9 protein-coding genes are annotated in these 12,852 nt (G+C 39.3%); 3 read left to right on the top strand and 6 right to left on the bottom strand.

Annotation, left to right across the window (positions count from 1 at the left end; genetic code table 11):
* Positions 1-184: 184 nt before the first annotated feature.
* The 4 genes from ACO4R2_RS00115 to ACO4R2_RS00100 form a co-directional block, all read right to left on the bottom strand.
* Positions 185-976: a polysaccharide biosynthesis/export family protein gene (locus tag ACO4R2_RS00115; protein WP_311490870.1), complete on the bottom strand. Its 792-nt coding sequence runs from the start codon at positions 974-976 to the stop codon at positions 185-187.
* 164 nt (positions 977-1,140) lie between these two features.
* Positions 1,141-2,607: a glycoside hydrolase family 57 protein gene (locus tag ACO4R2_RS00110; protein ID WP_347719158.1), complete on the bottom strand. Its 1,467-nt coding sequence runs from the start codon at positions 2,605-2,607 to the stop codon at positions 1,141-1,143.
* 17 nt (positions 2,608-2,624) lie between these two features.
* Positions 2,625-3,899, bottom strand: coding sequence for a glycosyltransferase (locus ACO4R2_RS00105; RefSeq protein WP_311490872.1), 1,275 nt, complete (start codon positions 3,897-3,899; stop codon positions 2,625-2,627).
* 42 nt (positions 3,900-3,941) lie between these two features.
* Positions 3,942-5,915, bottom strand: a complete 1,974-nt coding sequence (locus ACO4R2_RS00100) for a glycogen debranching enzyme N-terminal domain-containing protein (protein ID WP_347719156.1) — start codon at positions 5,913-5,915, stop codon at positions 3,942-3,944.
* A gap of 754 nt (positions 5,916-6,669) precedes the next feature.
* Here ACO4R2_RS00100 and ACO4R2_RS00095 point away from each other — a divergent pair.
* Positions 6,670-7,380 (top strand): Crp/Fnr family transcriptional regulator, encoded by a 711-nt coding sequence (locus ACO4R2_RS00095; RefSeq protein ID WP_311490874.1) that lies wholly within the window; start codon positions 6,670-6,672, stop codon positions 7,378-7,380.
* 574 nt (positions 7,381-7,954) lie between these two features.
* Here the strand turns inward: ACO4R2_RS00095 and miaA are convergent.
* Both miaA and gap read right to left on the bottom strand, forming a co-directional pair.
* Positions 7,955-8,884, bottom strand: coding sequence for a tRNA (adenosine(37)-N6)-dimethylallyltransferase MiaA (gene miaA, locus ACO4R2_RS00090; protein ID WP_484768716.1), 930 nt, complete (start codon positions 8,882-8,884; stop codon positions 7,955-7,957).
* 136 nt (positions 8,885-9,020) lie between these two features.
* On the bottom strand, positions 9,021-10,058 hold the full coding sequence (gene gap, locus ACO4R2_RS00085; protein WP_311490876.1) for a type I glyceraldehyde-3-phosphate dehydrogenase: 1,038 nt from the start codon (positions 10,056-10,058) through the stop codon (positions 9,021-9,023).
* A gap of 186 nt (positions 10,059-10,244) precedes the next feature.
* Here gap and mscL point away from each other — a divergent pair, with 186 nt between their 5' ends.
* Positions 10,245-10,658 carry a large-conductance mechanosensitive channel protein MscL gene (mscL, locus tag ACO4R2_RS00080; protein ID WP_311490877.1) on the top strand — a complete coding sequence of 138 codons (414 nt, stop codon included), beginning with the start codon at positions 10,245-10,247 and terminating at the stop codon, positions 10,656-10,658.
* Positions 10,659-10,896: 238 nt separating this feature from the next.
* Entirely contained in the window at positions 10,897-12,447 is a 1,551-nt protein-coding gene (gene guaA / locus ACO4R2_RS00075; RefSeq protein ID WP_484768715.1) for a glutamine-hydrolyzing GMP synthase, read from the top strand.
* The last annotated feature ends 405 nt before the right edge of the window (positions 12,448-12,852 follow it).

Genomic DNA, 12,852 nt, shown 5'->3' with positions numbered 1-12,852 from the left:
ATATCCTTATTGTATTTGAAAATAGAATAAGGATATTTTAGTTAATCTTGAGGCGAAAACTCTTGGATGCCATTGTAGATTGCCCAGCTTTCTATCTCTTTGGTTTCTATGTGAAACCGTAGTAAGAATAATAAAACGCCTCAGCAGATAAAACTGTGAGGCGTTTTGTAGTTATTTTATAGCCTTATTTCTTAATAAGGAAGAGAGTTACAAGTGTTGTTGCAAATGAAGCTATTGAAATCCAAGTTCCAACCTGTGTCAAACTATTTGCGTTGTTTGTGGATTGGTTTGCTTTGAACTTATTTGGCTGAACCACTACAACATCGTTTTGGCGAAGATTATAGACAGGAGAGTTCATAAGGTCTTTAGAACGAATATCAACGTAGTAGGATTTTGTTTCGTTGCCTTCTTGCCGTAGCACAAGAATGCGATCGCGTCGAGCAGTGATATTGAGGTCGCCTGCTCCTCCAAGTGCCTCTAACAGAGTAATATTGTCTCGACCAATCTGAATGCGCCCAGGATTCTTTACATCACCAAGAACTGTTATGAATTGATCGTAGGCACTGAGGGTTACCACTGCATCGTTGAGAATGCCGTTGCGGAAAAGATTTTGAATTTTAGCTGCAGCATCAGAACGTGTGAGTCCACCAATTTTTATGCGCCCCATACACGGAATATCAACTTCTCCGTGTTCATCGATAGTATAGAGCGATACTTGATTGTTTTGACGAGCTGTTGCGGATCCCACTTGTTGTTGTGCAACAACGAGATTGTAGCGTAGAGCCTGTTCTGGAGTTGCAGCACTGCTTACGATTATACTAACCTTATCGCCCGGTTGCAGTTTCATTGCTTCAACAGTTTGGGTGGAGAAGCTTTCACCATTTTGCAAATCTTGAAAATAGACAATTTTTTCCTGCGTGCGGCATGAAGAAAATAATGCCAACACCATTGTAATAAGGAGAAAGAAACGATTCATTATGAATTAATAGCTTTATTTTATACTATAAGTCGTGAAATTGTTGCAAAGTTAGGATAATAATTTTAATTTGCCATAAAAACTTATCTTTTTACATGTTCGAAACGAAGAAGAGGGCAGCCTCATAGACTGTCCTCTTCTCAATGAGTGTGCAAAGGAATTTCCTATTTCTTTTCTGTGGCTTTTACCTTAGAAGTCTTTTGCGTCGTAGCCTTGCTCTTTGCAGTTGACTTTTTTGAATCTGCTTTTTTTGCCTTTGCTTTTTTTGTTGTTGCGTTCTGTTTTTTATCTTTCACAACTTTTGTTTCAGTAATAGGCGTTTCTGCGTTGCCACCAGCTTCAAATTTAGCTAACATTAAACGGAATTTTTCTAGCTCACGGTCTTTTCGCTCAAGTTCCTCTTCTTGATTCTTGATGGTCGTGAGTAGTGGATCCAATTCTTCATTCTCAATGTCAGGATAAAGACTGTCGACGCGCGCAATAAAGTCGCCAAGAATATTCATATAGTTGGTAAATGCATCATAAGGCGAGTCGTAAATGCCTCTATAGCCTCCGTAGCTATTTGCTTTAGTTGACATGAAGCGTAGATTGTTGGATGCTTGCAGATAATCGAAATCTTGTTGTAAACGGCGATTCCGGCTAATGCGAACACGGTCAGCGATGCTATAGAGCTTATCGAAAGCTTCTTGTTGCATAATATTGCCTAACCATGGAGACATATCGCGTTCTTCGTCTACCCAGCTAGTTGGATATTCCACAATGAGATCTCCAGAAGATTTTACTTTACTTACAATTTCAGACGGTGTGGAGAATGTAATACCACGCTGACGGAATTGTTCAGGAAGAGCTTTGAAGAATTCAAGGATATTGCTGTTGAGTGGTTGGAAGATACCTAGTGCACAGAGTTCCATAAAAATATTTACAATCTGTTCTTCTTCTGGAAGTTGTGCAATCCAATTCGCATACTTATCCGCAAAGAGTGGATATTGACTCCAACTAGAGTCGTTGAAACGAGAACTAATGTCTTCGGACAAACTATAGTCGCGGAGAAGAAGCTTTAATTTAGGATTGCGGCAGCAATTGTAAACAAAATGAGGACTCTTCCAGCCAAGTACATGTTTGGCTCCTTCCGCCAGCATAGCGTTAAAGCCCATTTCTGCAACTGTTTCACCTATCTCGTCATCGTAGACCAAACAAGAGTTGCGGAACACTTTTGGTTCTTGTCCAAAGAGTGTTTTTATTTTACGGCAAAGATGACGAACCTCAGTTATGAAGCTTTCTTTGTTTTTTAATGAAGAGAATCCGTGCGAATAAGGTTCTGCGAGGAATTCAACGCAACCAGTTTCGTTGAGTTCTTGTAGTAACTCAAGCACTTGTGGTGCATGGTTTTCTAACTGTTCTATAGCACAGCCTGACAAAGAAATGGCACATTTGAAGAAACCCTTATTCTTGTTGGCCATTTCAATGAGCGTTTGTAGAGCTGGAATATATGACTTTTCTGCTGTTTCAGTAATGGAACGTTCATTCTCATAATCGTCATAATAGTAATGGTCTGTACCGATGTCGAAGAAGCGATAGCGCTTCAGATGGATATTCTGGTGGATTTCGAAATATAAGCAAATGGTTTTCATTTTTGTATGCTGCTAGATTATTTGTTAAGGAGATTCTGGTAACAATTATAGATGCGTTGACCCACCTTTTCCCAGGTGATTTCATCAACCTCAATCTTTCCCTCTTCTGCCAGATACTCATGGAGGGAATTATTGGTGCAAATTGAATATATGGCATCGGCCATGGCGTGAATATCCCAATAATCTGTCTTGATACATGTTTTTAGGATTTCAGCACAGCCGCTCTGTTTGCTAATGATGGAAGGAACGCCACATTGCATTGCTTCGAGTGGTGAGATTCCGAAGGGTTCAGAAACAGAAGGCATGACATATACATCACTGTCTCTAAAAACTTCATACACCTGCTTACCTTTCATAAATCCAGGGAAGAAAAAGCGATCTGCTATACCATGGGATGCCACTAAATTAATCATTTCTTCCATCATGTCGCCTGAACCAGCCATGCAGAAGCGTATGTTGCGTGTGCGGTTTAGTACAAGCGCAGCAGCTTCAACGAAGTATTCTGGTCCTTTTTGCATAGTGAGACGTCCAAGGAATGTGACCACTTTTGTTTTCTTTTCTTTGAAAGGCTTACGCTGGTTAACTATGTCGAGGATATCTTGTTCCAACGGGTATACAGCATTGTGCATAGCAATGCACTTGGCTGGATCTTGATGGTAGTGGTCTATAACAATCTGGCGAGTAAGCTCACTGACGCACATTATGCAATCGGCATGGTCCATCCCATCTTTTTCAATGTTGTAAACCGTAGGATTTACATTTCCGCGACTACGATCAAAATCTGTAGCATGCACATGGACGACAAGGGGTTTGCCACTTATGTTTTTGGCATGAATACCTGCTGGATAAGTCAGCCAATCGTGTGCATGTATAATATCGTACTTTTGTTGGCGGGCGATGACTCCTGCAACTATAGAGTAGTTGTTGATTTCATCGTATAGATTACTCGGATATTTTCCTGAGAATTCGATACAACCCAAATCGTCAGTCATCCGGTAACTGAAATCGGCATAAATGTGGTCACGAAGCGCATAGTAAAGCTGTGGATCCATCTTGTCTCCAAGGCGTTGCTTGACATAATCATAGTCGACATCTTTCCAGACAATGGGGGTTTCACTCATTCCTATGATATCCATAAAACTCTTGTCTTCATCGCCCCAAGGACGAGGAATACAGAAAGTTATATGTGTGTCTGGCTGTAGGGAAAGTCCTTTGGTGATGCCATAGCTTGCTGTGCCTAAACCTCCGAGGATATGTGGGGGAAATTCCCAACCGAACATTAATACATTCATTGCGTTATAGTTGATAAAGCTAGACTTTTTATTTATATCTTCTTAGTAATCTTCTTCTTCCAAGATTCGAAACTTTTCTACAAGATGCAGTGCTGTTAAAATACCACTGACATTCATTGCAAAAGAGATGGCACCACGGCCACTAAAACGAGGATTTCCATCAAATAGTTCAGGAATAGTTCCGATGCAGTGATAGAAGAGTTCTTCTTCAAACCCAATGAGTTGTCGTTCGATATAGTTAACTCCGCTCATTTTGTAGACTTTGAGGTAGGCTTTGAGATAGAACCCTGTTAGCCATGGCCATGCAGTACCTTGATGGTATGCGTAATCGCGCTGTGTTTGCTTGCCTATATACATAGGATTGTAACCTCCACTCTTAGGAGAGAGTGAGCGGATGCCTTTAGGTGTTACAAGTTCCTTTGTGCAAACATCTAAAACAGTCTTTCGTTCTTTTATGTTAAGTGGAGAGTATTCCAAAGCAATAGCAATCAACTGATTGGGACGGACACTCCAATCCATCATGTTGCCATCAACATAATCAAGAAGATAGCCATATTCATTGAGGAATGTATTTTTGAAAGAGATGGCCACTTTCTCTGCCATGCGATGGATTCGGGTTGCAAAATCTTTCTCTTCTTCAATTCCTGCTTCTAAGAGGAGTTCTTCAATGAATTTTAAAGCATTATACCAAAGAGCATTGAACTCTACAATGTATCCAGAACGTGCTACAATCGGTTTGCCATTGGCTACGGAGTTCATCCATGTAATAGGTTCGTCTTTTCCATTTGAATAAAGTAAACCATTTTCATGAAGGAAGAGGTTTGGGTGCTTACCGCTCCAGATAAATTCCAGCATATCTTTGAGCAAAGTACCATATTTTGCATAGCATTGTTTGTTGGATGTGTAAAGTGCGTAGTTTTGTACTGTACGAATGGCCCAAAGTAAGACATCTGGTTTCTCCATTTCATAAATTTGAACACTAATAGGGCGCTTGTTTATATAGTCATATATGGCTTTTTGAGCTGTAACCATGTATGATTCGAATTCCTCAGTCTCTCCAATTGAAAGTGTTAATCCTGTAAGTCCGATGAACGTATCACGAGCACGCGACTTAAACCAATGATAGCCAGCAAGGAGATAAGATTCACCGTCTTTTTGGAATTTAAACTGATGGGCAGCGTGAACTAGGCAATGGTAGAAACTATCAAGTGGAAGGCGTGGGGCTATTTCCTTGTCCATCATGGCGGATAGTTTGGCAGTTTCCTCAGGCTCTTTGACCGATGCAGAGAAAACAATGCTTTCTCCCTTTTTAATAGGCATTTCGAAATATCCTGGAACGAGGAGATCTTCTAATGAGTTGTAGCCACGCTCTCGTTCCTTTGGATATTCAAGTCCCATATACCAGTTGGGCTCATAATGAAATTTAGCCGCTTCGGTTGTGAGCTGCATATTAAGCTCTGGATAGCCTTTGTATAGGCGCATCTTTATGCCATTTTCAATGAGCTGATAACTCTTGTCGGCAGTGCCATTCGCATGTGTCCATTCGTGAACATTGCGGAAAGCTAAGAATGGACGGAGTCGTAGTGTGGTAGGACTGTGAGCTTCAAGTAGTGTGTAGCGAATATATAGTCGTGAGTCGTGGACTCCATAACTAATTTCCTTCTTTAGGACAACTCCGCCAATTCTGTATGTCCATGTAGGAACTTTGACCCATTCAAATTTTGTGATGTACTTGTGTCCTTTGGGACTGTAGTTTTCTCCTTGATATTTATGTAAGCCTAAGTTAAATTCAGCACCATGTTGAATGATAGTTTCATCTAGTGACGAGAGAATTACATGATTTTCGTCATCTAATTCAGGAACAGGGACTACAAGAAGGCCATGATACTTACGAATATTGCAGCCCACAAGTGTTGTGGAACAATACGCACCGGAGCGACTTGTTATCAAAAACTCCTTGAAGAGGGAGTCCTGAAGGTTTGTCATCTGCGTTTTATCAAATTGCAAATAGGACATAGTAGAATAAGTTATGATTAAGGTTTGATATTACTTTGGATGATTCATTTGGTGCCATCATGCTATGCAGACAGCTTAATTATTGACCTAAAAGCAAAATTATACAAAAAAATGATATAAGGATGTTTTTCATATATTTTTTTTATTTTGACTTGATAAAACTATGCATAGTTAATATTTTTCATCTCTAAAAGCTAATGAATTTGTGTTTCTCATAAGATCTTGAGGAGGATTCTTGCTGTTGCGTTTTTTACAGATACAGAGATGATTTCAGGTGTATTTTCATTACAACCAGTTTTGAATGAAAAGTAATAATTTATTTATTCTTTTTTAGGATTTCACTAGTTGAAACTTTATATTAGTGAACAGCGTTTATCCTATACCGTGAAAGATTTGTGACACAGCCGAAGATATCCTTATTGCGTTTGAAAATATAATAAGGCTGTCAGCTGGCAGAATAAGCCTATCGGCTGATGCGCTTATTGCATCAGTAGGGTTAATAGGGGGATTCTATTCTTAAACAAATTCGTACGACATTTCTATAGTTATAGCTATTTGAGGAATAAATGTCAAGTATGAATGCCAAATGATGCGAACAGTCGAAGTGCAATAATAAAGCAAGGGTAAAGATGTATAAAAGTTTATGAAAAAGATGTTAAAGCCTTGTACGAATAAAATGACGTTCTTATATTTGTAGCAAGAAATGTTATGAAACATACTCGAACTTTGTTGTTTTGACTTTTTATTTAATCTTATGAGAATAGCGTCAAGTTATAAATGGGAAATATCAGAGATTACAGCTTTAATGGCTGATTTATGGCTGTTTCTTTCTGAGGATGAAAGGCAAAGTTTTGCAGAGAGTATGCAAGTTGTGACTTATCGAAAACACGAACCTATCTATGAAGTTGGCAATCGACCTGAATACTTAATGTGTTTGATTTCAGGGAAGGTTAAAATTTATCGTGATGGTGTAGGAGGTCGAAGTCAATTGCTCCGTTTAATGCGTCCTGTTCAGTATTTTGGCTATCGTGCTTCGATGGCAGGCGAATGTTATCTGACTTCAGCTGCAGCGTTTGAAGATTCAGTCGTTTGCCTGATTCCTATGAAGATAGTTGATTTTGCTCTACAAAAAAATAATGCGTTATGTAGGTTTTTTATCACGAATCTAGCACAAGCTTTAGGTAGTTCGGATCTTCGCACCGTTAGTCTTACTCAAAAACACATACGAGGGCGCTTGGCGGAATCTTTGCTTTTCTTGCGCGATACTTATGGCGTTGCTGAAGATTCTCATGCGATAGCAATTAAGATTCCGCGTGAAGATTTGGCAAATCTTTCTAATATGACAACATCTAATGCAATTCGTACATTATCCGAGTTTGCTGTAGAAGGACTAATAGTGGTAGATGGACGGAAGATCACGATTCTTGATGAACAGAAATTGAAACTTGTCTCAGAAATAGGTTAAATTTTTCGTAACTTTTAAGGAAGTAGAAACTCTATTTCCTCATTAGAATTCTATCTTCAGTTTTTTTGTGGTATAAGTATGTTAACTGTAGCATTTCTTATTTCTGAAAATTTTGTCACTTATGCCATATTGAGTAGTTTCTTGTGAGAAAACAGTACTGGGAGTTTTCCCATATTCGCTGATTGATCCCGTGTAGACGGTCATAGCTTTCTTTTCAAATGTTTAGCCTGATAGATGAAAAGCGATATTGAAAATCTTGCGTTTGAAAATTTAGAGTAGAGCGGGGAGTAGACTATATAAGGTATTTCTATCTAAGATGCTCCGAGTTCATCTCTTGATATTAATGATGAATGCAGCAAGCCTAATATTGATATAATCAACTAAATCTGAATGTTCTTTTTCTAAAAACATCTGTTAATACGCAATTGACAATATCAATTTTACGTGTGCGCTGCTGTTTGAGTATAAAGATAGTTTATGATAGTTAAAAATCTCTTTTTCCATAAAAACGTAGCAAAATATGAACCTTTTTTCGGGTCAAATACAAATTCCCCTTTTCTGAGAGTATTTATTGCTAATGTCTTTGTGTATAAAGCTCTAATATTTTTTCAAGATCCTCTTTACCTATTGGGAGCGTTGGAGGAGTAATCCAATTGATGGGCGTTCCTCTTCGCTCCATCCCTCTGAACCATGTCATCTGTCGTTTGGCAAATTGATGAATGGCGATTTCTAACTTATTGAACATTTCTTCATAAGATAATTGTCCAATAATGTGTTGTGTTAGATATTTATACTCTAGACCATAGTACATCAAGTCTTCTGTCGTGAGCCCTTCAGCAAGAAGATGGCGAATTTCATCAAGCATACCTTTTTCTAGCCTGTTTTTTAATCGTGCTGTTATTCTTTCTCTCCTGGTTTCGCGATCTATTTCGAGTCCCAAAGTAAAACTTTTGAGTTTTGGGAAAGGTCTGTTTTCGAGTGGAAATTGTTTATAGTGTTCTTCAATCTCTATCGCTCGAATTGCTCTTTGAGTTGTATCTACATCTGTGGTGTTGTGTAGCCTCTTATAGTTCTTAAGGATTGTTGTTAGCTCAGGTAAACTTTTCCCTTCAAGTTCTTTTCGTAGTGAGAGATTTTGTGGGACAGGACTGAGGCGATAGCTACGAAGTATGCTTTCTAAATATAAGCCAGTACCACCGCATACTACTACACGTTTCCCTCGAAGGCGAATATCGTTATATGCCTGTAAAAAATCATGCTGATATTCATAGACATTGTATTTATAACCTGGTTCAACAATATCTATAAGGTGATAGGGGACAGCCTTTCCTCGAAAGGTATAATCTTCCAAGTCTTTTCCTGTTCCAAGGTCCATTCTCCGATATACTTGTCTGCTATCAGCGCTGATGATTTCAGCGTTGAGTATTGCAGCTAAGTTGACTGCAAAACTCGTTTTTCCGCAAGCCGTCGGGCCTAATACTGTAATAATGTCGTATGTGTCCATATCTCGCGAAGTTAATATTTTTTTTCTGCAATCATCTTATTATGAAGATACAAAAAGAAGACAAATGTGAAGGGTTTATAATAAAAAAGCCGTTCAGCTTTTGCTGAACGGCCTGCATATAGTGTAATTCAAAAAATTACTTGTTATTGTGTGCGTTCATAATCTTGATAAGCTCAACGACCTTGTGGCTGTAGCCAATCTCGTTGTCGTACCAAGAAACGACCTTAACGAACTTGTCAGTGAGGTAAACACCAGCGTTTGCGTCGAAGATTGATGTGCGAGCGTCGCCAAGGAAGTCAGAAGAAACAACAGCATCTTCTGTGTAACCCAGTATACCTTTCAATTCTCCTTCAGAAGCTTCTTTCATTGCTGCACAGATGTCTTCCTTAGAAGCAGAGTTCTTGAGGTTAACAGTCAGGTCGACAACAGAAACATCCAAAGTAGGAACACGCATAGAAATACCTGTCAGTTTGCCGTTCAGTTCAGGAATAACCTTACCTACAGCCTTAGCAGCACCTGTAGAGGACGGAATGATGTTGCCAGAAGCAGCACGGCCACCGCGCCAGTCTTTTCCGCCCTTTGAAGGACCATCGACAGTAAGCTGAGTAGCAGTTGCAGAGTGAACGGTTGTCATCAAACCGTTTTCGATACCGAACTTGTCGTTTAGAACTTTAGCGATAGGTGCCAAGCAGTTAGTGGTGCAAGATGCGTTAGAAACGATTGTTTGACCAGCATACTTGTCAGTATTTACACCGCAAACGAACATCGGAGCCTGACGACCATCCTCTCCTGCCTTAGAAGGAGCTGAAAGAACAACGTACTTAGCGCCAGCCTTGAGGTGCTTTTCAGCACGATCCATTGTGAGATAGAAACCCGTAGATTCTACAACATATTCAGCACCTACTTCACCCCATTTGATGTTTTCTGCATCGCGCTCTGCAAAGATACGGATATCCTTACCGTTAACGGTCAGAGTGTGCTCGTCCTTAATTTCTACAGTTCCATCGAAACGACCGTGCATTGTGTCGTACTTCAAAAGGTAAGCGAGGTAATCAACTGCCAAAAGGTCATTGATAGCTACAACTTCAACATCGTTTTTGTTAGCCTCTTCAAGAGTGGAACGGAATACGAAACGGCCGATGCGACCGAAACCGTTAATACCAATTTTAATCATAACGTTTGTTAGATATTTAAATAATTATAGAGATGTTCTCTTCTTCGAATCAGATTTTAGATCCCAGTGAGATCTTTTTCTTTGATTGCGCTGCAAATTTACAAATAAACTTTTATTTTTGCATCAGCTACTTGAAAAAATAATTAAAAGTTTGCTGACTAATAGATAATTAAACTAAATAGAATTATGGGAAAAATGATTCAGGAGTTCAAGGACTTTGCGGTGAAGGGAAATGCTATAGATATGGCTGTCGGTGTTATCATCGGTGGTGCATTTGGCAAGATTGTTTCTTCTATTGTTGATGATATAATAATGCCTCCTATAGGATGGTTGATTGGTGGAATTGATTTTAAAGATTTATCTCTCAAACTTCCTGTTAATCCTCTTAATGAAGGTGCAGAACCAGTATCTATAAATTGGGGGAATTTTGTGCAGGAAACGTTGGATTTTATTATTATAGCCTTCTGCGTATTCTTGTTGGTAAAACTTATTAATAGCTTCAAGAAAAAAGAAGCGCCTGCACCTGTAGTTCCAGCAGAACCAACACCAGAAGAAAAGTTGCTGACAGAGATTCGTGACTTATTGAAGGAAAGGAAATAAAAGATTAATTGTTATAAATTAAAATTTAAGCGTCAAGTCGCAAGTTTATTGTGGCTTGGCGTCTTATTTTTTCCTCGTAAATCACGCTATGAAATCCTTATAAACTTAGAAATTTTAGGCTTAGAGAGAGTTTATAACTGCTAGATATAGAAAGAACATTCTTAATTTGTATAATATCAGCAAGGTAACTTTATAAGTTTTGCTTAACTTTGCACATAGAATATAAATTCTTTCTAAGATGCAACAGAAAATCGTTATTCTTGATTTCGGTTCGCAAACGACGCAACTTATTGGACGTCGGCTTCGTGAACTGGATACTTTCTGCGAAATCCTCCCTTACAACAAGTTCCCCAAAAATGATCCTAACATCATTGGTGTAATCCTTAGTGGTTCACCTTATAGTGTTTATGATCCTGAGGCCTTTAAGCTTGATTTAGATGACATTCGAGGACGTTATCCGATTTTGGGCATATGTTATGGAGCTCAATATATGGCTCATGTCAATGGAGGAAAGGTTGAGCCTGCTGGTAGTCGTGAATATGGTCGCGCAAATCTAAAGACAGTGGATACGACATCACCATTGTTCAAGGGATTCGATAAAGATTCTCAAGTTTGGATGAGTCATGGCGATACAATTACGGCTCTTCCTAAGGGCTTCCGTTGTATTGCGTCAACGGATTCAGTAGAATTTGCAGCATATCAGTCGGAGACGGAACAGATTTATGCAGTTCAATTTCATCCAGAAGTATTTCATTCGCTTCAAGGTACTCAATTGCTAAAAAACTTTGCAGTGGATATTTGTGGGAGTAAACAAGATTGGAGTCCTGCTTCTTTTGTTGAAACTACAGTGGCAGAACTAAAAACTCAGTTAGGTAATGATCGTGTGATTCTTGGTTTGTCTGGTGGCGTTGATAGTAGTGTTTGTGCTGTATTGCTTCACCGTGCAATCGGGAATAACTTGACATGTATTTTTGTTGATCATGGAATGCTAAGGAAAAATGAATTCCGTGATGTTCTCAACGACTATGAGTGTCTAGGGTTGAACGTGATAGGTGTGGATGCCTCTGAAAAGTTCTTTAAAGAGTTGGAAGGTGTCACGGAGCCAGAACAGAAGCGGAAGATAATAGGTAAAGGGTTTATAGATGTCTTTGATGCAGAAGCACATAAGATTACAGATGCTCGTTGGTTGGCGCAAGGTACTATTTATCCTGACCGCATTGAGAGTTTGAACATAACAGGTAAAGTTATCAAAAGTCATCACAATGTGGGTGGTTTGCCTGAAAAGATGCATCTCCGTTTATGCGAACCACTGCAATGGCTTTTCAAAGATGAAGTACGTCGCGTTGGCCGCCAGCTTGGAATGCCAGAACATCTCATCACTCGACATCCTTTCCCTGGTCCAGGTTTGGCAGTGCGCATTCTGGGTGATATTACACGTGAAAAAGTGCAGGTACTACAAGAAGCAGACGACATATTCATTCGTGGACTGCGCGAATGGAGTACCGAGATCGATGGGAAACAAGTTAGTTTGTACGATCAGATCTGGCAAGCTGGCGTAGTTCTACTTCCCATTAAGAGTGTTGGAGTAATGGGTGATGAACGCACGTACGAAAAGGCTGTGGCACTGCGCGCTGTTACAAGTCAGGACGCAATGACTGCAGATTGGGCTCACCTTCCTTATGAATTTATGGCACAAGTGAGCAATGATATCATCAACAAGGTGAAAGGAATCAATCGCGTATGTTATGATATTTCATCAAAGCCGCCTTCAACGATTGAGTGGGAGTGATTTGTTTTGTTCAATATCAAGCATTAAAGGGGCGGAAAATATCCGCCCCTTTAATGCTTGATATTGAACAAATTTAGAATATTTTTATCTTTACTCTTTTTATGAGAGCTATTAACAAATTATGGTCATTATAACTAAGTTACGGCAACTCTCTTTTCGCACGGGAATTATAGTTCTTTTCCTATGTGTTCCTTTTTATATAGCCTCATTTGCCCAGATGCTTCTTCCTCTTTCTACTGCTACCAAAAGTGTTCTGTGGTTGGCCCTCTTTGGTTTAGCTAAAACATTCCAATATGTTGGAGGTTTTATCATAGGTGTTGAAGGTTTTAAGCGTTTGAGGCAGTATTTTCAGCGTAAAAGAGGAGAGAAAATATAGTTTCTTCTCTTATTTTGTTACTTTTGTTC

The sequence above is a fragment of the Alloprevotella sp. genome (assembly GCF_057240785.1).
Note: the sequence above shows the minus strand (reverse complement) of the source record. Positions and strands in the feature narration are given on the sequence as shown.